Genomic DNA, 24,765 nt, shown 5'->3' with positions numbered 1-24,765 from the left:
GTAAAAAGATATATAGGGAAATCCTTATAATATTTAAGTATTTTTCAAGCTAAACATTTAGAAGATAAGCGTTTGTTATTTGGTTATCTTTAGGAAAAAGTACTTAAAAGGATGCAGAATAAAGGTTTTTTTCATACAATATGCGCACCTCGATATAGGTGCATACAATGAGTAACACATCCCCAGATTTCCAAGCAGCCGATTTTTTATTAGACCATTATGTCGGAAAAACGCCATTAGTACGTTTACAGCGCCTTGCAAATCATACCAAAGCAACCGTTTTAGCAAAGCTTGAAGGTAATAATCCGGCAGGTTCTGTGAAAGACCGTCCTGCATATAACATGATTATGCAAGCGGAAAAACGAGGGCAAATAAAACCGGGTGATACGCTTATTGAAGCAACCAGTGGTAATACAGGTATTGCTTTAGCTATGGTTGCAGCAATGCGTGGCTATATAATGACACTTATTATGCCTGCAAGTTCAAGCCAAGAACGTAAAGATGCGATGCGTGCTTATGGCGCCGAACTTATTGAATCTGAAAATATGGAAGAAGCTCGTGATTTAGCTCTTCAAATGGAAAAAGAGGGTAAAGGTCTTGTTTTAAACCAATTTGGTAACCCAGATAATGTGGAAGCACATTACTTAACAACGGGGCCTGAAATTTGGCAACAAACAGGCGGTAAAATCACTCATTTCGTGAGTTCTATGGGAACAACAGGCACGATTATGGGGATTTCTAAATATTTAAAAGAACAAAATCCTGATATTCAAATTATTGGTTTACAACCTTCTGAAGGTTCAAATATTGCGGGTATTCGCCGTTGGCCTACAGAATATTTGCCTACAATTTTTGATGCTAAACGTGTAGACAGAATTATGGATATTCCGCAAATTGAAGCGGAAAAAACAGCACGTCAATTGGCACGTAAAGAAGGTATTAGTGCAGGTACATCTTCGGGTGGTGCTGCATGGGCTTCAATTAAAATTGCTGAAGAAAATCCAGATGCAGTTATTGTGTGCATTATTTGTGACCGTGGTGACCGTTACCTCTCTACTGGGTTATTCTCTGTAGTAGATCCTGAATAATAAGCTTGAGATAAAAATGCGCTTACCTGTTTTAATTTTTGATATAGAAACTCTTACCGACCTTAAATCGGGTGCGCATTTATATGGTTTAGATTTACCCGAAGCCGATCTTGAACAGGCGTTAATGAAACTTCGTCGTCAAGAAACGGGTATGGATTTTCCACGCTTACCTTTACATGAAATTGTCTGTATTTCAGGTTTATGGATAGATGAACTTGGTGCAATGAAATTATTTTCATTTAGCCGAGAACAATTTTCAGAAGCAGAAATTTTAAGAAAATTTTTGTCTATTTTTGATAAGAGGAATCCAACTTTAGTGAGTTGGAATGGCTCACAGTTTGATATTCCTGTAATTTTGTACCGTGCGATGTATCATGGTTTATCTGCACCAAGTTTGTTCGATCAAGGCGAAATTGATAGCCAAAAACGGTATAATAATTATCAGAACAGATACCATCACCGTCATATCGACTTAATGGATGTGATGGCAATGTTTAATGGTCGCAACTTCCAAAAGTTAGATGATATGGCACATTTACTTGGTTTTCCGGGTAAACGTGGCGATTCGGGTTATCATGTTCCTGAATACGTTAAAACTGAGCAATGGTTGAAATTAACCAGCTATTGCGAAGGTGATGTATTGAATACATGGCTTATTTATATTCGTTGGCTTTTGCTTAAAGGGCAGCTGAATGTGGAAGATCATCGCTTATGGATTCAAAGCACCATTGAGTATTTACAGTTGCAACCGCAACATGTCGATTTTTTACAAGTTTGGCGGAAAACCGCTCAGCATACGGAATTTACTTCCTCCGATTTCCCTTCTTCCCAAGATTAGGTACACATGAAACATAGAGCTAAACCTCGCACTACTCAACAAGCAATTTATACTTTTCAGGTTGAGTCACTCTCACACGAGGGGCGTGGTATAGCACACTATGGTTCACATCCTGATCATCCGAAAGAAAAACATGGTAAAAAAGTTTTTATTGGTTCTGCTTTACCTGGCGAAACAGTGAAGGCAAAAATTACTCGTGAAGTAAAAAAGTTAGAAGAAGCTGATTTTGTTGAATTGTTAAGTGAACCATCTGCAATTCGTGCAGAACCACAATGTCCACATTATGGAATTTGTGGTGGTTGTAATATGCAACATATTCAAAAAGATGAACAAATTTTATTAAAACAAAATGTATTGAAATCTCACTTAGAACATTTTGCAGGAATTCAACCTGAACAATGGTTGGCGCCATTACGTTCATTGCGTGAAGATTATCGTCGTAAAGCACGTGTAGGTGTACGTTATATCCCAAGTAAAGATAAACTTGTTGTTGGCTTTAGAGAGCGTGCGAGCAATCATTTAACCAATATTGACCGTTGTCTGGTACTCGATAAAGAGTTCGGTTCTTTAACGACCTTAAAACAGTTACTTCAAAGTTTAAAAGGCAAAGCAGACATTGGTCATGTAGAGCTGGCAATGGGTGATACAGAAATTGCACTATTGGTACGTCATACTGAAGAATTATGTGATGCAGATGTCAACGTATTAAAAGGTTTTGCGTTACATAAGAAGTGGCAGTTATATTTACAACCTGCAGGTGCAGAGTCTGTTCATCGAGTAGATGATGCTAAAACTGTAATGCGTTTGTATTATAGTCTGAGTGATTTTGATATTCAGTTTGCATTTCATCCTCTAGATTTTACGCAAGTAAATTCTACGATTAATCCGCAAATGGTGAAAATGGCATGTGAATTGCTTCAGCTTAAGGGTGGAGAACGAGTTCTAGATCTATTTTGTGGATTAGGAAATTTCTCATTGCCTTTAGCGCGTTGTGTTGGTGCAGACGGTGAAGTAGTTGCTGTTGAGGGTTCCGATGAAATGGTTCATCGTGGTGCTGAGAATGCGAAACTCAATGGTTTAAGTAATGTTAAATTTTATTCACAAGATTTAACAAAAGATTTTTCGCATCATTCTTGGGCAAATCAAGGTTTTGATGCATTATTGATTGACCCTCCACGTTCAGGTGCGGAAGAGGTTATGGGGTATGTGCCCAAGTTTGGTGCAAAAAAAATCGTTTATGTGTCGTGCAATCCTGCAACTCTTGCAAGGGATGCAAAATTGTTAGAGCAACAAGGCTATAAACTGAAAACAGCTGGCGTTATGGATATGTTTACTCATACGGGTCATGTTGAATCAATTGCATTGTTTGAGAAAGAACTCGCAATAAACGATTAATAAATAATGAAACATATAGAGGTAGGAGAAAGGTATGGTCACAGTACGTGAACAGCTTCCTGGACATTTCAACGAATTGTCTGAGGAAACGACTGTAGAACATGCCGAGCAAGCACGACAAGATGTGGCTGAATGGCTCAATCGTGTACGTGGCATATTAGATGGTGCTGCACTAGAGCGACTCGAAGAAGTTGCTAATTATATTTTAAAAAAGCAACTTGAAACGACGGTTAACCATCGCTCAAATACGCTAGATGCTGGCATTGAAATGGCAGATATTCTTGCGCATTTACATGCTGACGAAGACACCTTATCTGCTGCATTCCTTTATCGAAGTATCCGAGAGGGGTTGGTTTCGGTTGACGAAATACGCTCTTTGTTTGGCGAAGCTATATTTGCTTTGGTTAAGGGTACTTTGGCAATGGGGCGTTTGTCAGACTTAATTGAAAAAAATAAGCGTTTAGAAGATCACTTTAATAACAACCAACGTGAACATTTAACTGGCATTTATAAAATGCTCATTTCTGTAACGGAAGATGTTCGGGTGGTGCTGATTAAGCTTGCTGAACGTACGTATGCACTACGTGAGTTGGCACACTCTTCAAAAGAGCGTCAAGAGCGTGTTGCTCGAGAAATTTTAACAATTTATGCACCACTTGCACATCGTTTAGGTATTGCTCAGTTAAAGTGGGAGCTTGAAGATTTAGCTTTCCGTTATTTAGCACCAGATCGTTATAAAGAAATTGCAACACTTCTAAATGAAAAGCGTTTAGAGCGTGAGCAATATATTCAATTTGTGATTGATAAGTTAAAAAGCGAATTAGCTGATCATCAAATTGAAGCTGAAATTAATGGGCGAGTGAAACACATTTATTCGATTTATCGAAAAATGAAAAGTAAAAACCTCAGCTTTGATCAGCTTTATGATATTCGAGCATTACGTGTTTTGGTTAAAACAATTCCAGAGTGTTACCACAGCTTAGGTATTGTTCATCAAATTTGGCGTCATATTCCACATCAGTTTGATGACTATATTACTAATCCTAAAGCCAATGGATATCGTTCATTACATACAGCTGTTATTGCTGAAAATAAATCTCTAGAAGTGCAAATTCGTACGATGAGTATGCATGAAGAAGCAGAGCTAGGCGTATGTTCACACTTTAATTATAAAGAAGGTGCTAAAGCTACAGATCATTCATTTAATCATCGCTTACATTCATTGCGTTCGGTTCTTGAGCACTATCAAGAGCGTACAGATGCAAGTGCACATAAAGATGATAAAGATGAAGAAGATTTTGATCAAATTCAAGAATTTGAAGACTTTGAAAAGATTTATGTCTTTAGCCGTGATGGAGATATTAAAGAGTTACCACGCGGTTCTACGGTTTTAGATTTTGCATATCATGTTCATACGCAAGTTGGAAACAAGTGTTATGCAGCACGTGTTAACCAGCGTTATGTACCTTTAACGTATGCGTTAAAAACAGGTGAGCAGGTTGAAATTTTAACCAAAAAAGATCGTGAGCCAAACCGTGATTGGTTGGTGAACTCTCTAGGTTATATTAAAACTGCACGGGCACGTGACAAGTTGCGTCATTGGTTCCGTCAACAAGACCGTAGTAAGAATTTAGAGGTTGGTCGTGAGCTTTTAAATAAAGAACTTGCTCGTCTTGCTATTCATCCGAAGAGTATTGATTTAAGTGATTACTGTAGCCATTTCAACGTAAAACAGGGCGAAGATATTCTGATTGCTTTGGTGAATGGTGATATCAGCTTACATTCCTTAATTAATCAAGTGAATCGTCACATGCATTTAGATCAGGATGAGCCTGAGCTAGTGCTGAAACCGACGCTAAATCCTCGTGCGAGTCATACACTTTCTGCACATGGAATTTTGATTGATGGCTTAGATAATGTTGAGTTGCATATTGCTCAATGTTGCCAACCTGTTCATGGTGAATCAATTGCGGGTTACATTACTTTAAATCGTGGTGTAAGTATCCATAAAGTTGCCTGCCCTGATTATATTCGCATGATTGGGCAAGAGCCTGAACGTGCTGTAGAAGCAGATTGGGAAATGCAGCCAACACGTGGTCAAAGTGTGCAAATTGTCGTTGAAGCTTATGATAGACGTGGTTTGCTAAAAGATTTAACACAAGTTATTTTCTCTGATCAAATCAATATTCGACAGGTTAATACGATTTCTGAAGCAGATGGTATTGCCAATATGAAATTGTTAATTGAAGTGAAAGGGCTTGCCCAACTGTCCAAACTATTGGCTCGATTGGAACAACAGCCTGGTATTATTAGCGCACGTCGTTTAGTTCAAGGGAACTAAATTTACATGTCAAGAAAACCCACAATTGTGGGTTTTCTTTTTTTAAGCGGTAAAAGATATTTTAATTTAAATAAAAATGGCTGATATCATATATTAATAATTTAAGCCTTAACCTTTATCTAAAAGTTAAGGCTAGTGATATAATTTCGCAGTTTTTATTAGAGGTCATGCAAATGCATGAGGGGACTAAGCATGAATGATACATATACAATGAAGATTAATATGTCTCAATTGCAAGCATGTCAGTTTGATATGGTTGCTTCATCACTTAGTAAAATTCCTCCTATGCAACGTCGTCGTTTATCTTCACTTGCAAAACTTGCTCTAGGTAATGCTTTATTGGCTTTGGAAAATAATACTGCGGACTATATTGTGTGGGTTTCACAATATGGTGATGAACAAAAAACATTTAAAATTTTAGAGGATGTATTACAAGGGCAAACGCCTTCTCCAACACAGTTTTCAACATCGGTACATAATGCAGTATCAGGTTTATATTCGATTCTGTGTGAAGATTCGACACCATCAACAAGCCTAGCTGGTACATGGAAGGATGCTGTTATTGAAGCGTATTCTTGGTTGAAAACAACTGAAAATAAAAATGCTAAAGTGCTCGTGGTTTATTATGATGAGCCACTTCCAGAAATATATAATGAACAACAAAATTTTGATGCAATTGCAATGTCTGCAATTTTTAGTTTAGCACAAGAAAATTTAAGTTTAGAAATAGGTTATGCAAAAACTGAAAAATATGCAGCACTAGAAGCACAAGCATTTTTTGATTTTTGGCAGCAGCAAGATGTTGTTCAATTTAATGCGTGGACAAAATGCTAAATATTAAAAATATAAAGAAAAAAGTCAATTATGCATGGCGTGTTGGTGCAACAGGTTTTAGTTTTGCAAGCTTTGGAATTGGTGGCGTGGCAATTGGTGGTTTAGCATCACCCATTATTTATTTAACGACCAAAGATCAAGAACAACGTAAAATAAAAACGCAGAAATTAATTAAGCATACCTTTAAAGGTTTTACTGAAATGATGGTAAAGCTGGGCGTTATGACTTATGAAATTGAGGGGTTGGAAAAACTTCAACAAAGCCGACAAGAGTTGGTGATTGCAAATCATCCAACCCTAATTGATGTTGTAATGTTGATTGGTTTAATGGAACAAGCCAATTGTGTTGTAAAACAAGCATTATGGTCAAACCCTTTTACGAGAGGTCCTGTGCAAGGTGCTGGTTATATTTTAAATGCGGGTTCTGAGAAATTCATTCACGATTGTGTGCATAAACTTTCGCAAAATGGAGCACCTTCATTATTGGTTTTTCCAGAGGGAACACGAACAGAGAAAAGCTCAATACTGAATGAATTCCAACGTGGAGCTGCAAATATTGCATTACGTGCAAATGTTCCTATCCGTCCTATTCTCGTGACTTGTACACCATCAACCCTGACTAAAAATGAAAAGTGGTATCATATTCCTTCAGAAGCTTTTCATATTAAAATAAAAGTTCTCGATGCATTTAATATTCAAGATGTTTTAGAAGATGTCAGTGTTAACCCTAAAAATGTACGTCTTCTAAATCATTATTTACATCAATTTTTTTACCAAGAGTTATCTTAAAATGAGCAATCTTGCTGATGAATTAAAGCAAATGATTATTGATGTTTTGGCCCTTGAAGATATCAGTGTAAATGATATTGAAACTGAAGCACCTCTTTTTGGTGATGGTTTGGGCTTGGACTCAATTGATGCTTTAGAATTGGGGTTAGCGCTGAAAAAGCGTTACAACATTCATTTGAATGCTGAATCTACTGAAACGAAACAATATTTTAAGTCAATTCAAAGCTTAGTGGCTTTGGTTGAAGCGCAAAAAACGGCATAAGGGGTTTTCATGCTGACTCAAGACCAAGTACTCGAAAAATTACGTGAATGGATGGAAGAGCTTTTTGAAATTGCTCCAGAAGATATTCAATTAGACTCTAATCTTGCAACTGACCTTGATGTCGATAGCATTGATGCAATTGATTTGGTTGTGAAAATTAAAGAGTTAACAGGTAAACAGGTAAATCCTGAAGACTTTAAAAATGTTCGTACCATTCAAGATGTTGTGACTGTTATTCAGAATATGTCTGCTGAATGAGTTGGCTACTAAAAGGGATTGTCACACTTGGGGTGATTCTGTATCCCTTTTTAGTGGGGTATAGCCTTGCAAATGGACAATATATTTGGGTTAGTTGTTTTTTAATTGGCTTTGGTATTTTACGTTTATTGTCCAAAGGTAATACATTGTTATGGCCCTTAACAGGCTTTGCAATTTTGTGTGGTGGTTTAAGTTTAATTCTTAAAGATCATGCTTGGTTAAAACTATATCCTGTTTTTATGAGTGTGGGAGCATGCATAATTTTTGCTTCAACACTCATAAAACCACCATCAATGATTGAGCGTTTTGCACGTTTAGCAGAGCCAAATTTACCACCAGAAGGGGTGGTTTGGACAAAGAAAGTCACGGTGGTTTGGTGTGTTTTTTTTATCATTAATGCCTTGATTGCTCTATTTACTGTTGTATTTAGCTCAACTAAAGTTTGGGTGCTGTACAACGGTTTTATTTCCTATGTACTTATGGGAATTTTGTTGCTTGGGGAATTTGTATTGCGAAAGCGTCAACAAAGGCTGCATGAATCGCAAAACACCAATTAAGCAGAAGAAAAGAACGGAAACTTATGTCTTGTCATTTTGAAAATCATGTTCACTCATCCAATATTTTGTGTATTAAATCCGATTTAAGCACCGTAAGTTTTGCTCAGTTTTGGCAAGATGTTGCAGAGCAACAAGCGCAAATAGAGCAGCTTGAAAATGAAATATGGGCACTTTGGGAACAAGACAGTTACGAATTCCTAGTCCTTTTATTTGCATCATTAAATGCGGAAAAACAAGTTTTATTACCGCCGCACAGAATTCGAGATTTAGAAGAAGAATTAGCTCAACAAAATATTCACTTTTTGACTCGGCAACCTGTGGTTCATAATGCTACATCAACCGTTCAAAGCTTTGATGATGCCTTTTTAGAAAATACCAATGTTTATTTCTACACTTCAGGTTCAACAGGTCAACCAAAAAAAATTCCACGTACGCTTGTACAATTATTTAATGAAGTTTCAGGTTTGGATGCAAGCTTTGCATTAGCGGAAAAAGCTGTTGCTATAGCAACGGTAAGTCATCAACACATTTATGGTTTGTTGTTTAAACTGTTATGGCCACTTGCAAGTGGACGAGCTTTCTATCAAACACAGCTCGCATTTCCTGAAGATGTTGTCGATATTCAAAAGAAAATTGCACATTTAAATATAGAAAATTATGTGATTTCGAGTCCAGCTTTATTAAAGCGCTGGACAACTGATGTCATTCTTGAGCAGTGTATTACCGTATATTCATCGGGTGGTAAATTAGATTCAGGCGTACGTCCATTTGTAAATGCACCCATTACAGAAGTATTTGGTAGCTCGGAAACGGGTGGTATTGCATATCGCCAAGAAGAAAATGCATTGTGGCAACCTTTTGCCAATGTTGATATTCGTTTAAGTGAACAGCAAGAGCTTGCAGTAAAAGCAAACCATGCCTGTGCTTCTGATTGGATTTTAACAGGTGATAAGGTTGAGTTAATTGATGAGCAAAATCCTAAAAGTTTGTTTAAATTATTAGGACGTTTAGATCGCATTGTAAAATTAGAAGAAAAACGCCTGAGTCTAGATGCGATTGAGCATAAAATTTCAAATCTTGATGTTGTTCAGCATAGTCATGTTCTTATCATTGAAAAAGAACATCGTCAGATTCTAGTATGTGTTGTCGTACTGACTGAAACAGCACGTGAACAACTCAAAAGAATAGGTAAAGCTTCGTTTGTTGCAGCGTTAAAGGCTCAGTTGAAAGACAAGCTCGAAACGATAGCAATTCCACGTCAGTGGCGCTTCATCACGCAATTGCCACAAAATGCACAATCTAAATTAAATAAGCAATATTTAAAGTCTTTGTTTGAACCAATGCTATTACCAGTTGTTTTAGAACAGCAATGGCAAGCGGAACAATGTGAGTTTAAGCTTGAATTTAGTCCTGAATTGGAATGTTTTAAGGGGCATTTTCCTAATTTTTCAATTTTCCCAGGGGTAGGGCAAATTGGATTTGTTCAGCATTTTGCCAAACAAAGCTGGTCAGACTTACTGTGGTGTAATGGTATGGAGCAAATAAAGTTTCAAGACCTGATTCATCCTTATACTGTATTAAAGCTAAGCCTGATCCGAAAATTACATAAAGTTAGTTTCGAAATGCGTATGGAGGATAAAATTATTGCATCAGGACGTTTATTGTTTACCGTTCAGTCAGATGATGTTGAGGTGAATTAAATGAAGCAATGTTTTGTTATACCTGTTTATAACCATCCATATTATTTAGAGGCTTTGGTTAGTCATTTGGCTCAATCTAAACTTCCAGCAATTTTAGTGAATGATGGAAGTGAAAAGGACTGCACAGATTTACTTCGTGGCTTGGCTCAAGCAAATGAATCTTGGGTTCATCTTGTTGAACATGAGCAAAATAAAGGTAAAGGCGAAGCTGTTATTACAGGATTGCGAAAAGCATATAGTTTAGGTTTTAGTCATGCACTACAGCTCGATTCTGATGGACAACATGATTGGAATGATGTGCAGCGCTTTTTAGATGCATCACAAATAAATCCACAAGCAATGGTAATTGGACAACCAATATTTGATGCATCTGTGCCTAAAAAACGGTTATATGGACGTTACGCAACACATATTTGGGTCTGGATTAATAGTTTGTCTTTTGAAATTAAAGACAGCATGTGTGGATTCCGTGTTTATCCATTAGGAAGTACAATTCAGCTTTTAGATAAAGCTTCTTTTCAGCCAAGAATGGGCTTTGATACTGAAATTTTAGTTCGTTTAAAATGGGAAAATGTCCCTTTTATTAATGTACCAACTAAGGTGATTTATCCTGAAGATGGGATTTCACATTTTAATGCGCTACGTGACAATATTGGTTTGACGAAAGCACATTCGCGGTTGTTTGCAGGTATGCTTCTTCGCTTACCTAAATTGCTATATAACAAAATAAAGAGCTAAATTGTGAGCCAAAATAAACAAAACCAATGGAATAACATTAAGGAGCGTGGAGGCATGCTTCCTTTAATGCTGATGCTTGGTTTTTACCGCTTAGGTGGGCGTTGGCTTTGTCGACTTGTTCTTCTCTTTGTTATTTTTTGGTATTGGATATTTTCAAAAGTTGCACGTGATGCATCTTTACAATATTTGCAAAAATTACATCATTTTGCGGGTAAAAACTCCCCCTTTCCAAAAGAGCCATCTTTAGGACATACCTATCTACATTTAATGCAATTTGCTGAATGTATTCTCGATAAAATTGAAGGTTGGTTAGGTCATATTGATGATTCAAAACTTGAACTTTCAGGACATGAGCATTTTCGAGAGCATTACCAAAAAGGGGCAGTTATTGTGGTCTCTCATTTTGGCAATATTGAATTATTACGAGCGATTAAATCTGATCACAGCCAAAAAATTAATGTTTTGGTGTATCAAAAGCATGCCACAAAATTTAATGAATTTTTAAAAAAATTAAATGCACATGCCGATGTTAATTTGGTTTCGGTAGATGAATTAGGTATAGAAACAGCCGTTGTTTTACAAGAAAAACTCGATCAGGGTGAGTGGATTATCGTGGCGGCAGATCGAGTGCCTGTTCAATCAGATCGGGTTCAATCCGTTGAGTTTTTGGGTAAAGATGCCCATTGGCCACAAGGTGCATGGATTTTAGCAAATTTGCTGAAAGTACCGGTGTTGGCAGTTTTTTGTTATCGAATGAATGCAAAGTTTGAAGTGCATATTCATAAAATTGCAGATCAGCTTCAATTTCCTCGAAAAACACGCATGGAAGAAATGCAAAAAGTGATTCGACAGTATGTGATGCTTCTCGAGATGCACTGCGTACGCGTGCCGTATCAATGGTTTAATTTTTATAATTTTTGGGTAAAGAAGTAATGAACGTGTTAGTGGTTGGAGAAAAGCCTCTTTCAATTGAAGATGTTGTGGCAGTTGCAAGACAAGAAAAACAAGTTGCATTGCCAACAAGTGTTGCATGGTGTGAACTTATTCAACGTGGTGCAGATTTTTTAGATCAACTTTTGGAAGATGAAGGGGTGATCTACGGTGTAACTACGGGCTATGGTGATTCTTGTCTCGTTGAAATTCCACCACATCAAGTCAATGAACTTCCACTTCATTTATCACGTTTTCATGGCTGTGGTTTAGGTCAAAATTTAGATTTAATTACAGCGCGTGCAGTTGTAGTGACACGTCTATGCTCTTTAGCTCGTGGTTATTCAGGTGTTTCTCATGCTTTGCTTGAGCGTTTGGTTTGGATGCTTAATGAAAATGTTATTCCAGTTATTCCCTCTGAAGGTTCAGTGGGGGCAAGTGGTGATTTAACGCCATTGTCTTATGTGGCAGGTGCATTGGTCGGTGAGCGTGATGTGTATTACCAAGGCAAGATTGTACCTATTGCAGAGGTATATGCTGAAAAAGAAATGCAAGCGCATGTGATGCGTCCCAAAGAAGGGCTTGCTCTCATGAATGGTACAGCTGTGATGACGGCTATCGCATGTCTAAACTATAAAAAAGCGGAACAAATTTCACTGGCAAGCACTTGTATTACTGCTTTGAATGTACTCGCTTTAGAAGGAAATCCTAGCCATTTCGACGAAGTTTTATTTGCACAAAAACCGCATGTAGGACAGCAACATATTGCTGCACAATTACGTGAATGGTTAAATAGCGAAGTACAAACGGAACACCAAAATTCCCGTCTACAAGATCGTTATTCACTACGCTGTGCACCGCATATTATTGGTGTATTTGAGGATTCAAAAACATGGTTGCGCCAGTTTATTGAAAATGAGCTCAATTCAAGTAATGACAATCCATTGATTGATCCTGTGAATTTACGAGTGTTACATGGTGGGCATTTCTATGGTGGGCATATTGCTCAGGCCATGGATAGCCTAAAAATCATGATTGCTAATATTGCAGATTTAATGGATCGACAACTTGCACAGTTAGTTGATTATAAAATGAATAATGGTTTGCCACGCAATTTGACTGGGTCAAGTAATGAGCGTCTGCCGTTAAATCATGGTTTTAAAGCTGTACAAATAGGCGTTTCTGCTTGGACGGCTGAGGCTTTAAAACAAACACTTTCGGCTTCAATTTTTTCACGTTCAACAGAATGTCATAATCAAGATAAGGTGAGCATGGGAACAATTGCAGCACGTGATGCAACACGTGTGATTACTTTAACTGAACAAGTGATTGCAGCACTGAGTTGTGCAAGTGTTCAAGCGATTAAACTACGTAGATTAGATACAGAATTAAGTGCAACATTAACAGCATTTCAACAGTGGGTTCTTGAAAGCTTCAACTATGTAGATGAAGATCGACCTTTGCAGACAGAGCTGCAAAATTTGGTTGATCGTTTTGAAAATCTTGAATTACAAAACATACTTATTGCTTCGTAAAACAGTTTTAAAATAGGAACTTGCTATGCATGCCGATGTAATTATTGAAGTGCCATTTCATGATGTAGATACTATGAATGTGGTTTGGCATGGGCATTATTTAAAGTATTTTGAGATTGCACGATGCAAACTACTCGATCAATTTCAATATAACTATAATGAAATGCGTCATTCAGGTTATGCATGGCCTGTCATTGAAAGCTATGTGCGTTATGTGCAAGGTATCGAATTTGCACAAAAAATTAAGGTACGTGCCATTTTGAAAGAGTGGGAAAATCGTTTGAAAATTGAATATCAAATATTCGATGCAGAAACCAACAAACGATTAACCAAAGGTTTTACATCCCAAGTTGCAGTGAATATGGAAACTCGTGAAATGTGTTTTCAATCTCCGCAAATTTTAATAGACCATTTAAATGCATGGTCTGAATTTAAAGTGGGAGAGTTATCATGAAAAAAATAAACCTTAGCATGATGACATTCTTAAGCATGATTCTATCATTTATTATGTTTTTGATGACTTCGGCACATGCAGATAATACAGAGCTGAAACAAATTTTTAGCCAACTTTCATCAACACCTGTGGTACGTGCAAATTTTGAACAGCATAAAAAATTGGCTTCAATTAATAAGACGTATGTTTCTAAAGGTAATGTTGTTTTTACTAAGCAAAATGGCGTGTTGTGGCAAATTCAGAGTCCTGTAAAAGCGGATTTAATTGTGAGTCCGAAAAAGCTTGTGCAAAAAACACAGCGTACATATAGCCAAATTGAGGTCGACAAAACACCTTATGGTTCTGTTGCGACTATGTTTTTACAGTTGATGTCGGGTAATGAGGCTGCATTGGTGAAGAATTTTAATGTTGATTCAGTAAGTTATTCGTCATCTTCATGGAATGTAACGTTGTCACCGAAAAGCAGTCTATTTAAAAAGTTATTTGTAAAAGTGAATGCACAAGGTGGTCGATATGTCGATCGAATTGTGATTTATGAGCAAGCTAATAACAGTACTACTATTCGCTTTAGTCAGCAAACAGCACAACCACAAACTTTAACGGCAAACGAAAATGCGCTTTTCCAATTGGCAAAATAAGTGCACGCTCATTTGGGTGATTACACTTTGTGTAATTGCGCTGTTTTTGGGTACAGCATGGCTTAAAAAAGATATTCATATTGAAACGAATATCTTTGCATTGTTACCCGAGTCTCATCAAGATGAGCGATTGGAAAAAGCCCAAAATTACGTGAGTAATCAACTCAACGATAAAGTATTTTTGGTGTTAGATGCGAAAGATGATGCATCTTTAGAAAAAGCGACTACACAAGTTGAAGATGCATTAAAAAATAATGCATTATTTAAGCCTCTAACAGCTCAGTTAAACACTGATGAGTTTGCCAAGTCGCTATATCTGCATAAAGCAGGTTTATTGAATGAAAATGACCGTAAATTATTAGAACAAAAAGATTATCAATCTTTGACAGAACAAAGCATGTTACAGCTGATGAGTCCGGGCATGCCAATTACTGCCGAACTTTTACAGCAAGATCCATTATTACTTTTTCCTCGTTATGCGATGGGTCTTTCAAGCTTACAAAATAATGCAGATATTACTTTGGAGCAGGGTTTTGCCACCATTCGAGATGATCAAGGTATTTCGAGATTATTGGTTATTGGACTTAAAGAAAGCCCATACAATATTGAATATCAAGAAAAAACGACACAATTTATTGAACATTTAACTCAGCAATTAAAGCAAGATCAGGTTCAACCACATTGGACAGGCACTTTGATGTTTGCCCAATTTGGTACAGATTCTGCAAAAAATGAAATTTCGACCATTGGTATTGGCTCGACTATTGGTGTGTTATTACTTGTCTGGTTTGGTTTTCGATCTATACGACCAATGTTGACAGAAATGGTTGCGGTGGGAACAGGTTGCTTGGTTGCATTTGCCATGACCTATTGGATTTTTGGTGAAATTCACCTCATGACTTTGGTTTTTGGTGCCAGCTTAATTGGTGTTTGTGTAGATTTCTCTTTTTACTTTATGGCAATGCAATCTCAGCATAGACATATTGATGGTTTTAAAGTTTTAGCACCAGTTCTACCAAGCTTATTTGTGGGCTTACTTACCACTTTGTTTGCTTATGTCGTTTTAAGTTTTACATCATTCCCTGGTTTTAAACAAATTGCTGTTTTTTCGATGGTGGGTTTAACAGCCGCATGGATTACCAGTATTTTACTACTACCACGGTTGCCTGCACTAAATGCAGAACCAGCAATTAGAACTTTGGCTTTTATTGGTAAAACTCGAAACTTTGTTCAAGCCAAACCTAAGCTGCAATATGGTTTGATGGCAGGTATTTTAGTGGTTACGGGAGCAAGTTTATTCTTTGTACAAAGCAATGATGACATTCGCAATTTGCAAAGTATGGATAAAAGCTTAAAGCAGGAAGATCAATATGTACGTGATCGCTTTATGCAACAACAAGGTAGTGAATATTTTGTTGTAAGTGGAAAGTCTGAGAATGAATTAGAACAAAATGAACAGCAGCTTTTAACCAAATTAAAGTTATTGCAAGAATCAGACAAGTTGGAAAATTTCCAAGGTTTAGGACAGTGGTTACCATCTGTCGATCAGCAAAAGCAAAACGTAGCATTATTAATGCAGATTCCACGTGAAACATTAACTGAATATGCCCAAGCTATGCAGTTAAATGTGAATGATGTTCTGGCATGGCAATCATCATTAAAGCAACAACCCTTACTGACAGAACAGATCTTTAAAAACCATCCACTCGCATTTATGCAAATGGCACCAACAGAGCGATTGGTGATGTTACAAGGTGTTAAGGATGATCGGGCGATTCAAGCTTTAGTGGGGCAAAATGTACAACTGTTACGTCCTGTACATCAGCTGTCTGAATTATTTAAAGAACATCGAGTTCATGCACAGTGGTTGTTATTAAGCGCAATTATTCTGCTTATGGTGGGCTTGGGGGTTTTATATGGAGTTAAATCGGTTTTACCACTTGTTTTACCCGTGACCATGGCATTAATGACAACATTTGCCATTCAAGCATGGTTAGGTGTTGAAATAAACTTATTCAGCATAATGGGGACATTTCTCATTATGGGGATAGGCGTAGATTATGCGATTTTCTATCGACATGGACATGATCATCCTCAAGTGGTTGGTATGGCGTTATTCCTTTGTATGATGTCGACATTCTTTGGCTTTGGATTACTGTCTTTTAGTCAAACCTATGCCATTCATTGTTTTGGTTTAACTGTTTTATTGGGCGTTATTTTCGCTTTTATTTACGCAACATTGTTTACACGTTCAGATGAAAAACATGTTGTTATTCAGCAATATCAGTTAAAGAGCTGATGGTGTGGGGAACAGTGCATGAGCACAATACAAAATACAGATGTCATTATTATTGGGGCGGGACCTTCAGGAAGTTCGGCAGCGGCATTACTGAAGAAGAAAGGCTATGCGGTAACTATTATTGAGAAGCAATTTTTTCCAAGATTTTCGATAGGTGAATCTTTACTACCTCAATGTATGGTTTTTTTAGAAGAAGCTGGATTATTAGATACCGTTCGAGAACACGTAGACCAATATGCTTTTCAATTTAAAAATGGTGCTGCTTTTTTAAAGGGGAAAAAACGTAATTTTTACGATTTTACGCAAAAATTTAGTGAAGGTCCTGGAACAACTTGGCAAATACGCCGTGCCAATTTTGATCATCTATTGGCTCAACAAGCTGAGAAATTTGGTACAGATATTCGTTTTGGACATGAAGTTTTAGCAGTGGATGTTGAGTCTGAACAGCCCGTATTAACAGTAAAAGATGAACATGGTACAACATACCAAATTCAGGCAAAATTTTTATTAGATGCAAGTGGTTTTGGGCGTATTTTACCGAAACATTTGGATTTAGAAAGTCCATCAGACTTCCCCGTACGCCGTGCTGTATTTACACATATTGAAGATGGAATTTTGGATGACCCAGAGTTTGATCGTGAAAAAATCTTAATTACCGTTCATGAAAAAGACCCACGTGCATGGTATTGGCTTATTCCATTTGCCGATGGACGCTCATCTTTCGGTATTGTTGCCGAAGAAGATTTTTTTGAGAAATATGGTTTTGATGGTAGTGCAGATTATGATATTGCAGCTTTACAACGTCGTATTTTAGCAGATGATGACGCACTTTCTCATGTGCTTCGCAATGCAAAATTCGACACGCCTGTTCGTACACTTGTTGGCTATTCTGCAAATGTAAAACATTTGGCTCAACGCAATTATGCATTATTGGGTAATGCGGGTGAGTTTCTTGATCCAGTATTTTCTTCGGGTGTAACCATTGCTCTTAAATCATCAAGTATGGCAATTCCTTTGGTCGATCGTTATCTACAAGGTGAAACGATAGATTGGATGGAGCAATATGAAAAACCTCTTCGTGCAGGTATTAATGTGTTCCGTGTTTATGTGGAGTCGTGGTATACGGGAGAGTTTCAAGATGTTGTATTCTCTAAAAAGCAAGATGATAAAGTGCGCCGTATGATTGCATCATTATTGGCAGGTTATGCTTGGGATGAAGCTAATCCAATTTATAAAAATGCAAAACGACGTTTAAGTACCATTGCTGAATATTGTCGTGAAGAATTATAAGAGAACGTTTTATTTATGGATTTGACCCAAGGTTTTAAATTATCAGGGATGATTTTGGTAATAGCACTGTCTTGCAGTGCTTGCCAAGTTTTGGTTCCAAAAGCACAAGGTTTAGTTGCACCGAGTTGGGTTGCACAGGCTTATCAACGTCAAGATCAAATTGAAGTTGAGTGGAATAAACGTAGTTTTAGCTTTTTACTGTACCAACAACAGCAAGGCAATCAATTGGAAATGATTGCTTTGAGTTTAACGGGACAGCAATTATTCAAACTCAGTTTTGATGGGCAAAAAGTTGATGTGCAACAACGTATAGATCAAATGAAATATCTTCCATTTGATTATGTGGTTCGTGACATTTTATATGCGACTTATCCAAATTTTGCAGACTATCAAAATGAAAGCGTACACATGGAAAAGCAAGGGTCAATTGAAAAAATTTATATTCAACAACAGGTCGTATTAGAGATTTCTCATCGCTCAGATACAATTGACTTAAATAATGTGCAGGTGCCTTATCAAATGGTCATCAGTGCTATGAGTGACAGTTTAGAAAATGATGAGAATTTAGATGTTCAATAATATTCGTATCGATGGTCCTGCAGTTGGGATTCAATTTGGCGTGGGTTTATCTGCGTTAGGGGAAACAGCGGAGCAAGTTCAACATGCTTTGGTTGCTGAACAAAATACGTTAAGTCAGCGCGTAGATTTTATTGAAGATAAGAAAGTATGGGTTGGAGAATATTCTAGTCATCTAATTGCAGAAATTCCTAATGGCTTAGCTACTGAAGATTCTCGAAATTTACGCTTTGCTTTGACCGCATTACAAAAAATTGAAGCTGATATTCGTCACTATACAAATCAATTTCATCCAGCACGTTTAGCTATTGTTATGGGAACGTCCACTTCAGGAATTGCTGATAATGAAAAAGTGTTGAAACAGCATTTTTTATATCAAAAAGAAATTGAAATTTCACATCAAAAACAGCAAATGGGAAGTTTAGCAAAAGACTTACAGCAATATTTAGGTTGGAGTGGACCTGCTTATACAATTTCAACAGCATGTTCATCGAGTGCAAAAGCTATGGCTGCGGGACAGCGGTTATTAAATTCAGGTTTGGTCGATGCTGTTTTGGCGGGTGGTGTAGATACATTATGTCAGCTTACTTTAAATGGTTTTAATAGCTTAGAAAGTTTATCTAATGGCATTTGTCAGCCATGCGGAAAACAACGTGATGGTATTAATATTGGTGAAGCGGCAGCATTATTTTTGATGTCGAAAGAATCTGCACCAGTCATGTTGATGGGGGCGGGAGAGTCAATGGATGCTTGGCATATTTCTGCACCACATCCTGATGGTAAGGGGGCCACAGAAGCTATGCAAAAAGCTTTGGTAATGGCAGGCTTAGATAGTTCTGAAATTGGTTACTTAAATATGCATGGCACATCGACACCGCAAAATGATGCGATGGAAATTAAAGCTGTACAGAAGGTTTTTAAAAGTGGCGATGTAGCTTTAAGTAGTACCAAACATAAAACAGGGCACTGCTTAGGTGCAGCGGGGGCAATAGAGGCCTATATTTGTCAGCAAATATTGTTAGATCAATCTTGGTTGCCACTGCATCATTCAGGCGTATTAGATCCTGAGCTAGATGATCAGAACTATGTATTAGATCCACAATTAAAAGCACCTCTTTATTATGCAATGAGTAATTCTTTTGCATTTGGTGGTAGCAATATTAGTTTAATTTTTGGAAGGCATTTTTAGAATATGATGAATGCTATTGATTTTATTCCACACGATAAACCTATGGTTTTTGTGGATCACTTACTTGAAGCTGATGAGTTAAAAGCAACAGCTGAACTAATAATTACACCAGATTTAATGTTTTGTGAAGCGCAAGGTTTACCGACTTGGGCAAGTATTGAAATTATGGCACAAACAGTAAGTGCTTATGCAGGATATAGAGGGAAGCAGGCTGGTAATGCAAAACCTAAAATAGGTTTTTTACTTGGTACTCGAAAAATGAAGCTTCCTATTGCTTATTTTGCATTAAATGAAGTGTTAGTCATTCATGTAGAACAAAGTTATTTGCATGAGGGCTTAGGACAATTTCAATGCATTATTCAATATAAAGAACATGAAATTTCAGCCATGCTGAGTGTATATGAACCTCCAGAAGTTGATCAAATAGTTGGGAATTTAACGTGAATAAAAGAATATTGGTAACAGGATCAAGTCGGGGAATTGGTAAGGCAATTGCCTTGCAGCTTGCACAAGCAGGTTTTGATGTCACTGTTCATGCTAGATCACGTTTACAAGAAGCAGAAGCCGTTGTTGCTGAAATTCAGGCTTTAGGACAACAAAGCCACGTTCTTATGTTTGATGTAAATGAGCGTGAAAAAATTGCTGAAATGTTAGAGCAAGATATTGCTGAGCATGGAGCATTTTATGGTGTTGTATTAAATGCAGGTTTAACACGTGATGGTGCATTTCCAGCATTGACAGATGATGATTGGGATCAGGTCGTAGATACATCACTTCATGGTTTTTATAATGTATTAAAACCACTTATCATGCCAATGATTCGTTTGAAGAAAGGTGGTCGTATTGTGACTTTATCTTCAGTATCAGGCGTTATGGGGAATCGTGGTCAAGTTAATTATAGTGCAGCGAAAGCAGGCTTAATTGGTGCGACTAAAGCGCTGGCACTTGAATTGGCCAAGCGAAAAATTACAGTGAACTGTGTTGCACCAGGTTTAATTGAAACTGAAATGGTCACAGAAGAAGTTAAAGAACATGCGTTAAAAATGATTCCATTACAACGCATGGGGCAAGTTGATGAAGTTGCAAAAGTTGTTAAATTCTTATGTAGCGATGATGCAAGTTATATCACTCGCCAAGTCATTTCAGTGAATGGGGGATTGATCTAATGAAACGTGTTGTAGTGACAGGAATGTCGGGAATAACCTCTTTAGGTGAAACAGCAGATCAAATTTTTGAGCAATTTGCTCAAGGCAAAAGCGGTATTCGCTATATGCCTGACTGGGAAATTTTTACAGACTTACGTAGTAAACTTGGTGGACCTGTCGAATCTTTTACAGTGCCTAAGCATTTTAATCGTAAAGTTACACGTGGTATGGGGCGTGTCGCTTTGATGTCTGTTATTTGTGCTGAAAAAGCTTTGGAAGATTCAGGTCTATTAAACGATCCTATATTGCAAAGTGGTGAAGCGGGTGTGGCGTATGGTTCATCTGCAGGAAGTGTAGATGCTGTTCGTGAATTTGGTGCAATGTTGTTAGATAACAATATGAACCAACTCAATGCGACTACATATATTCGAATGATGTCTCATACATCCGCTGTGAATATGACCGTGTATTTTGGTTTAAAAGGTTTAACTTTACCTACTTCAAGTGCCTGTACTTCGGGTTCAATGGCAATTGGGCAGGCTTATGAGGCGATCAAATACGGTAAACAAACTGTGATGTTAGCAGGTGGTGCTGAGGAGTTAAGTTCAGCAGGTTCGGCTGTATTTGATGTATTACTTGCGACAAGTACTAAAAATGATCATCCTGAAAAAACACCACGACCATTTGATAAGTCACGTGATGGTTTAGTCGTGGGTGAAGGCGCAGGTTGTTTGATTCTAGAAGAATATGAGCATGCGAAAGCACGTGGTGCGACTATTTATGCGGAAATTATTGGCTATGGTAGCAATACAGATGGTCAACATGTAACACGTCCAGATTCAGAAATGATGGGGCGATGCATGGAGCTTGCATTAAAGGATGCAAAAATTTCAGCAGAAGAAATTGACTATGTGAATGCACATGGTACATCAACAGATCAGGGCGATATTGCTGAGTCACAAGCTACAGCACGTACTCTTGGATGTAAGCCTATTAGTTCATTGAAAAGTTATTTTGGTCATACGCTTGGGGCATGTGGTGCTGTTGAAGCATGGTTGAGTATCGAGATGATGCATCGCAATCAATTTGTTCCAACATTAAATTTGGAAGAAGTTGATGAAGCTTGTGGTGATTTGGACTATATCACTGGTGGATTACGTCCAATGCAAGCCAATATTATAATGAGTAACAACTTTGCTTTTGGCGGAATTAATACGTCAATTATTTTAAAACGTGAAAGTGAATAATACTTTCGGGGGTGGAATGAAGATTCAACATATCGTTTTATCGATAGTTTTGAGCTGTAGTACTTTAGCTCTTGTGGGATGTGGAAGTGGTGTTCGAATTTCTTCGTACCCACAGAAACAAATGATGGTTCGTGGAAACTTAACACCTGTAGATATTGAAGATCGTATTCGTGCTGCAATTGCACGTAATGCAAAAGCAGGTTGGTATGTAGAAAATTCTGATGTAAATAAGGTGACGGCAGGTTTTACTCATGGTCGTCATTATTTACAAGTAACGTATTTTGTTCACGGTAAGCAAGTATTTTCACAAATCACAGGTAGTCAAAATTTAAATCAAAAAGGCGATGTTATTCATAAGAATGCTATGGCTTGGAAACTTAAATTAGACAAACATGTTTATGCACAATTAATGCGTGTATAAGTACTTTAGGGATATATTTTTTATCTGAATTTACACTTTTGTTTTATGGTTAGGTTGTAAGAAAAGGTGAAGGGTAAAAGATATTTCATAATAACAAGCAAAGAGGTTATACCATGTTATTGAAAAAAATCTGTTTAGTTACTGCATTAGGTTTGGTTGGCTTTACATCTGTTCAAGCTGCAGATAAGGTACACAACTTTAATTTTAAAGAAGCCGTTGATCGTGCAGTTGCTGATGGTACTTTAGATGGTTCAGTGCGCTTTTTTTTAGCAGGAACACAGTCTGGTGGAAAGCTAATTGAAAAAGGTGTTGTTACCAATAAGAAAACCAATGGTTTTGCAAAATCTGCTGAAAATGCATGTGATCATGTGCTTCGTTCAGCATTGATTCAGCTACAAAATACAGCAAAAGCACGCGGTGCTAATGCAGTCACAAATATTGTAAGTTACTATAAGGCAAATACGTCTAAGAGCACTACAACATACGAATGCTATAAGGGTACAGCACTTGCTGGTGTTGCTTTAAAGGGCAATCTTGTTAAGTTCTAAGCAGTACTTGAGTTGAGCCAATGAAAAAGCAAAGATTAATTAACATCCATGTACATTCATTGGCACAACTTATTGCAAAATCGAAATCAGACTTTTCTGATATTCGATCATTTAATTTTTATAAAAAAGAACAGATTTATACGCAGCGTAATCAATATTTGTCTAGTGAATTAAATACGGAAGTTTCGAATGCAGATATTGTGTCAACAGAATTTGGTAAGCCTTATTTAGAGCATCATCCAAAGTTTTATTTTAATCACAGTCATAGTCAAAAAAATTATGCTTTGGCACTCAGTCATTCTGTACAAAATTTGGGTGTTGATATTGAAGACCTAGACCGTAAAGTGCGTTTTGAAGCTTTAGCTCAACATGCTTTTCATCCTAAAGAATTAGAAACTTGGAATAGCTTAGAACAGCAAAAAGAATATTGGTTTAAAGTATGGACAACCAAAGAAGCTGTACTAAAAGCAGCAGGTTTAGGTATTCGAATTAATTTAAATGAGTTTGATACGCAAGTCCATCCTGAACAAAATGGGGGGATGTGTCATCATCCTCAAATAGGCACATTCGCTTTCCAAAACTTCCAGCTTGATCATGTTATGTTAACGGTTGCTTGGCGTTCAGAGCAGTCTTGTAAAGGCTTTAACCTAGCCCAAATACAAATTTATCAGCATTAAAAAAGCCCATCCTAAGATGAGCTTTTGATGAAATTAGATATCTACTTAGTGAGTTTCTTCTTCTTCAAACTCAGGTTTTACTTGAACAATGAAGTCTTGACGGTTGATACCACGCCATAAAGCGAATGCAGTACCAATGTAGATAGATGAATATGTACCTACAAAAACACCAACAAACATTGCAACAGAGAACCATTTAAGACCATCACCACCCATTAACATCATTGCAATAACAACAAGCAATAAAGTCATAGATGTATGAATGGTACGACGTAAAGTTTCAGTCAATGCAATATTGATGATTTCTAATGGCGAAGCACCACGAATTTTACGGAAGTTTTCACGAATACGGTCAGACACAACAATGTTATCGTTGAGTGAGAAACCAATAATTGCAAGTAACGCTGCAAGAACCGTTAAGTCGAAAGGCCACTGCATCATGGCGAAAATACCCAAAGTCACCACAATATCGTGGAACAATGAAAGTACAGCACCCATTGCAAGCTTAAATTCGAAGCGGATTGTGACGTAAACAAGCATTAATAGTAATGCTAAAGCAACTGCTCCAGCAGAGCGTAAATAAAGCTCATTACCAACTTGACCACCAACCACATCAATTTTATTTACAACTGCTGGATTACCAGGGAGTTGTACCGCTGTATTGATGACGTTATTTAGGTCTTCCACAGACATGTCTGCTTGTACGGGCATACGCACCATTAAGTCTTGGTTTGAGCCTAATGTTTGCACAACAGGATCACGGAAACCAGATTTAGTTAATGCAGCAGAAACCTCAGTTGCTTGAACGGGTTTGCTGTAGTTAAGCTCAGCAGCGATACCACCCGTAAAATCTAAACCTAGATTTAGACCTTTGGTTGCAATAAAGAAGATACTTGCTACTGTTAAAAAAATTGAGATCAATGCCATAGGCACTGCAACTTTCATAAACGGAATAACACGTTCTTCTTCAGGGCGACCGTATTTTTTTGAATCTAGTTGAGTATTATCAGTCATCAT

General features: G+C 37.4%; 26 protein-coding genes. 25 read left to right on the top strand and 1 reads right to left on the bottom strand.

Annotated features, from left to right (window positions below):
* Positions 1-167 precede the first annotated feature (167 nt).
* The 25 genes from cysM to AC5YC8_RS10315 all read left to right on the top strand — a co-directional run bounded on the left by cysM (position 168) and on the right by AC5YC8_RS10315 (position 23,748).
* Complete coding sequence (gene cysM, locus AC5YC8_RS10435; RefSeq protein WP_496164468.1) at positions 168-1,088, top strand: cysteine synthase CysM; 921 nt, start codon at positions 168-170, stop codon at positions 1,086-1,088.
* A 16-nt stretch (positions 1,089-1,104) separates the two neighbouring features.
* Positions 1,105-1,926, top strand: coding sequence for a 3'-5' exonuclease (locus AC5YC8_RS10430; protein WP_496116362.1), 822 nt, complete (start codon positions 1,105-1,107; stop codon positions 1,924-1,926).
* 6 nt (positions 1,927-1,932) lie between these two features.
* A complete protein-coding gene (rlmD, locus tag AC5YC8_RS10425; RefSeq protein WP_496164467.1) occupies positions 1,933-3,321 on the top strand; it encodes a 23S rRNA (uracil(1939)-C(5))-methyltransferase RlmD in 1,389 nt (462 codons plus the stop codon).
* A 34-nt stretch (positions 3,322-3,355) separates the two neighbouring features.
* A complete protein-coding gene (locus AC5YC8_RS10420) occupies positions 3,356-5,662 on the top strand; it encodes a RelA/SpoT family protein (protein ID WP_496116364.1) in 2,307 nt (768 codons plus the stop codon).
* A gap of 192 nt (positions 5,663-5,854) precedes the next feature.
* The gene (locus tag AC5YC8_RS10415; RefSeq protein WP_496164465.1) at positions 5,855-6,496 is read left to right on the top strand and encodes a beta-ketoacyl synthase chain length factor; all 642 of its coding nucleotides are present in this window, start codon (positions 5,855-5,857) and stop codon (positions 6,494-6,496) included.
* Positions 6,490-7,284, top strand: a complete 795-nt coding sequence (locus AC5YC8_RS10410) for a lysophospholipid acyltransferase family protein (protein WP_496116366.1) — start codon at positions 6,490-6,492, stop codon at positions 7,282-7,284. The genes AC5YC8_RS10415 and AC5YC8_RS10410 overlap by 7 nt, the downstream gene beginning before the upstream one ends.
* 1 nt (position 7,285) lies before the next feature.
* Positions 7,286-7,546, top strand: coding sequence for a phosphopantetheine-binding protein (locus AC5YC8_RS10405; RefSeq protein WP_496116367.1), 261 nt, complete (start codon positions 7,286-7,288; stop codon positions 7,544-7,546).
* 9 nt (positions 7,547-7,555) lie between these two features.
* The gene (locus AC5YC8_RS10400; protein WP_496116368.1) at positions 7,556-7,804 is read left to right on the top strand and encodes an acyl carrier protein; all 249 of its coding nucleotides are present in this window, start codon (positions 7,556-7,558) and stop codon (positions 7,802-7,804) included.
* Positions 7,801-8,361 carry a COG4648 family protein gene (locus tag AC5YC8_RS10395; protein WP_496164464.1) on the top strand — a complete coding sequence of 187 codons (561 nt, stop codon included), beginning with the start codon at positions 7,801-7,803 and terminating at the stop codon, positions 8,359-8,361. The genes AC5YC8_RS10400 and AC5YC8_RS10395 overlap by 4 nt, the downstream gene beginning before the upstream one ends.
* 23 nt (positions 8,362-8,384) lie before the next feature.
* A complete protein-coding gene (locus AC5YC8_RS10390; RefSeq protein ID WP_496164463.1) occupies positions 8,385-10,061 on the top strand; it encodes an ApeI family dehydratase in 1,677 nt (558 codons plus the stop codon).
* Positions 10,062-10,799, top strand: a complete 738-nt coding sequence (locus tag AC5YC8_RS10385; RefSeq protein WP_496164462.1) for a glycosyltransferase family 2 protein — start codon at positions 10,062-10,064, stop codon at positions 10,797-10,799. It abuts the gene before it with no gap.
* A gap of 54 nt (positions 10,800-10,853) precedes the next feature.
* Positions 10,854-11,732 (top strand): lysophospholipid acyltransferase family protein, encoded by an 879-nt coding sequence (locus AC5YC8_RS10380; protein ID WP_496164498.1) that lies wholly within the window; start codon positions 10,854-10,856, stop codon positions 11,730-11,732.
* On the top strand, positions 11,732-13,264 hold the full coding sequence (locus AC5YC8_RS10375) for an HAL/PAL/TAL family ammonia-lyase (RefSeq protein ID WP_496164461.1): 1,533 nt from the start codon (positions 11,732-11,734) through the stop codon (positions 13,262-13,264). The genes AC5YC8_RS10380 and AC5YC8_RS10375 overlap by 1 nt, the downstream gene beginning before the upstream one ends.
* A 25-nt stretch (positions 13,265-13,289) precedes the next feature.
* Positions 13,290-13,718, top strand: a complete 429-nt coding sequence (locus tag AC5YC8_RS10370; protein WP_496116375.1) for an acyl-CoA thioesterase — start codon at positions 13,290-13,292, stop codon at positions 13,716-13,718.
* Between the two features lie 53 nt (positions 13,719-13,771).
* Entirely contained in the window at positions 13,772-14,356 is a 585-nt protein-coding gene (locus tag AC5YC8_RS10365; protein WP_496164497.1) for a LolA family protein, read from the top strand.
* Positions 14,331-16,655 (top strand): MMPL family transporter, encoded by a 2,325-nt coding sequence (locus AC5YC8_RS10360; protein WP_496164460.1) that lies wholly within the window; start codon positions 14,331-14,333, stop codon positions 16,653-16,655. The genes AC5YC8_RS10365 and AC5YC8_RS10360 overlap by 26 nt, the downstream gene beginning before the upstream one ends.
* An 18-nt stretch (positions 16,656-16,673) precedes the next feature.
* Positions 16,674-17,945 carry an NAD(P)/FAD-dependent oxidoreductase gene (locus AC5YC8_RS10355; RefSeq protein ID WP_496164459.1) on the top strand — a complete coding sequence of 424 codons (1,272 nt, stop codon included), beginning with the start codon at positions 16,674-16,676 and terminating at the stop codon, positions 17,943-17,945.
* Positions 17,946-17,960: 15 nt separating this feature from the next.
* On the top strand, positions 17,961-18,524 hold the full coding sequence (locus AC5YC8_RS10350; protein ID WP_496164458.1) for a DUF3261 domain-containing protein: 564 nt from the start codon (positions 17,961-17,963) through the stop codon (positions 18,522-18,524).
* The gene (locus tag AC5YC8_RS10345; RefSeq protein WP_496164457.1) at positions 18,514-19,710 is read left to right on the top strand and encodes a beta-ketoacyl-[acyl-carrier-protein] synthase family protein; all 1,197 of its coding nucleotides are present in this window, start codon (positions 18,514-18,516) and stop codon (positions 19,708-19,710) included. Before AC5YC8_RS10350 ends, AC5YC8_RS10345 begins: the two co-directional genes overlap by 11 nt.
* Before the next feature lie 3 nt (positions 19,711-19,713).
* On the top strand, positions 19,714-20,154 hold the full coding sequence (locus tag AC5YC8_RS10340; RefSeq protein ID WP_496164456.1) for a hotdog family protein: 441 nt from the start codon (positions 19,714-19,716) through the stop codon (positions 20,152-20,154).
* On the top strand, positions 20,151-20,876 hold the full coding sequence (locus tag AC5YC8_RS10335) for a 3-ketoacyl-ACP reductase FabG2 (protein ID WP_496116381.1): 726 nt from the start codon (positions 20,151-20,153) through the stop codon (positions 20,874-20,876). Before AC5YC8_RS10340 ends, AC5YC8_RS10335 begins: the two co-directional genes overlap by 4 nt.
* Positions 20,876-22,102 carry a beta-ketoacyl-ACP synthase gene (locus AC5YC8_RS10330; RefSeq protein WP_496164454.1) on the top strand — a complete coding sequence of 409 codons (1,227 nt, stop codon included), beginning with the start codon at positions 20,876-20,878 and terminating at the stop codon, positions 22,100-22,102. Before AC5YC8_RS10335 ends, AC5YC8_RS10330 begins: the two co-directional genes overlap by 1 nt.
* Positions 22,103-22,118: 16 nt before the next feature.
* Positions 22,119-22,523 (top strand): hypothetical protein, encoded by a 405-nt coding sequence (locus AC5YC8_RS10325; RefSeq protein WP_496116384.1) that lies wholly within the window; start codon positions 22,119-22,121, stop codon positions 22,521-22,523.
* Between the two features lie 113 nt (positions 22,524-22,636).
* On the top strand, positions 22,637-23,071 hold the full coding sequence (locus AC5YC8_RS10320) for an excinuclease (RefSeq protein ID WP_496116385.1): 435 nt from the start codon (positions 22,637-22,639) through the stop codon (positions 23,069-23,071).
* A gap of 20 nt (positions 23,072-23,091) precedes the next feature.
* Positions 23,092-23,748, top strand: a complete 657-nt coding sequence (locus AC5YC8_RS10315; protein WP_496164453.1) for a 4'-phosphopantetheinyl transferase family protein — start codon at positions 23,092-23,094, stop codon at positions 23,746-23,748.
* Between the two features lie 45 nt (positions 23,749-23,793).
* Here the strand turns inward: AC5YC8_RS10315 and secF are convergent, their stop codons facing one another.
* The gene (secF, locus tag AC5YC8_RS10310) at positions 23,794-24,765 is read right to left on the bottom strand and encodes a protein translocase subunit SecF (RefSeq protein ID WP_496116387.1); all 972 of its coding nucleotides are present in this window, start codon (positions 24,763-24,765) and stop codon (positions 23,794-23,796) included.

It is taken from the genome of Acinetobacter sp. FY731, from assembly GCF_059515905.1.
This window is presented reverse-complemented; position numbering and strand designations above follow the sequence as displayed.

Bases quoted from the DNA above. Each gene is read 5' to 3' on its own strand.
- rlmD (WP_496164467.1), top strand. From the start codon at position 1,933: ATGAAACATAGAGCTAAACCTCGCACTACTCAACAAGCAATTTATACT.
- secF (WP_496116387.1), bottom strand. From the start codon at position 24,765: ATGATGACTGATAATACTCAACTAGATTCAAAAAAATACGGTCGCCCT.
- AC5YC8_RS10360 (WP_496164460.1), top strand. From the start codon at position 14,331: ATGCGCTTTTCCAATTGGCAAAATAAGTGCACGCTCATTTGGGTGATT.
- AC5YC8_RS10375 (WP_496164461.1), top strand. From the start codon at position 11,732: ATGAACGTGTTAGTGGTTGGAGAAAAGCCTCTTTCAATTGAAGATGTT.
- AC5YC8_RS10400 (WP_496116368.1), top strand. From the start codon at position 7,556: ATGCTGACTCAAGACCAAGTACTCGAAAAATTACGTGAATGGATGGAA.
- AC5YC8_RS10355 (WP_496164459.1), top strand. From the start codon at position 16,674: ATGAGCACAATACAAAATACAGATGTCATTATTATTGGGGCGGGACCT.
- AC5YC8_RS10330 (WP_496164454.1), top strand. From the start codon at position 20,876: ATGAAACGTGTTGTAGTGACAGGAATGTCGGGAATAACCTCTTTAGGT.
- AC5YC8_RS10370 (WP_496116375.1), top strand. From the start codon at position 13,290: ATGCATGCCGATGTAATTATTGAAGTGCCATTTCATGATGTAGATACT.
- AC5YC8_RS10405 (WP_496116367.1), top strand. From the start codon at position 7,286: ATGAGCAATCTTGCTGATGAATTAAAGCAAATGATTATTGATGTTTTG.
- AC5YC8_RS10365 (WP_496164497.1), top strand. From the start codon at position 13,772: ATGTTTTTGATGACTTCGGCACATGCAGATAATACAGAGCTGAAACAA.
- cysM (WP_496164468.1), top strand. From the start codon at position 168: ATGAGTAACACATCCCCAGATTTCCAAGCAGCCGATTTTTTATTAGAC.
- AC5YC8_RS10340 (WP_496164456.1), top strand. From the start codon at position 19,714: ATGATGAATGCTATTGATTTTATTCCACACGATAAACCTATGGTTTTT.
- AC5YC8_RS10420 (WP_496116364.1), top strand. From the start codon at position 3,356: ATGGTCACAGTACGTGAACAGCTTCCTGGACATTTCAACGAATTGTCT.
- AC5YC8_RS10390 (WP_496164463.1), top strand. From the start codon at position 8,385: ATGTCTTGTCATTTTGAAAATCATGTTCACTCATCCAATATTTTGTGT.
- AC5YC8_RS10385 (WP_496164462.1), top strand. From the start codon at position 10,062: ATGAAGCAATGTTTTGTTATACCTGTTTATAACCATCCATATTATTTA.
- AC5YC8_RS10410 (WP_496116366.1), top strand. From the start codon at position 6,490: ATGCTAAATATTAAAAATATAAAGAAAAAAGTCAATTATGCATGGCGT.
- AC5YC8_RS10395 (WP_496164464.1), top strand. From the start codon at position 7,801: ATGAGTTGGCTACTAAAAGGGATTGTCACACTTGGGGTGATTCTGTAT.
- AC5YC8_RS10325 (WP_496116384.1), top strand. From the start codon at position 22,119: ATGAAGATTCAACATATCGTTTTATCGATAGTTTTGAGCTGTAGTACT.
- AC5YC8_RS10380 (WP_496164498.1), top strand. From the start codon at position 10,854: ATGCTTCCTTTAATGCTGATGCTTGGTTTTTACCGCTTAGGTGGGCGT.
- AC5YC8_RS10415 (WP_496164465.1), top strand. From the start codon at position 5,855: ATGAATGATACATATACAATGAAGATTAATATGTCTCAATTGCAAGCA.
- AC5YC8_RS10350 (WP_496164458.1), top strand. From the start codon at position 17,961: ATGGATTTGACCCAAGGTTTTAAATTATCAGGGATGATTTTGGTAATA.
- AC5YC8_RS10320 (WP_496116385.1), top strand. From the start codon at position 22,637: ATGTTATTGAAAAAAATCTGTTTAGTTACTGCATTAGGTTTGGTTGGC.
- AC5YC8_RS10345 (WP_496164457.1), top strand. From the start codon at position 18,514: ATGTTCAATAATATTCGTATCGATGGTCCTGCAGTTGGGATTCAATTT.
- AC5YC8_RS10315 (WP_496164453.1), top strand. From the start codon at position 23,092: ATGAAAAAGCAAAGATTAATTAACATCCATGTACATTCATTGGCACAA.
- AC5YC8_RS10430 (WP_496116362.1), top strand. From the start codon at position 1,105: ATGCGCTTACCTGTTTTAATTTTTGATATAGAAACTCTTACCGACCTT.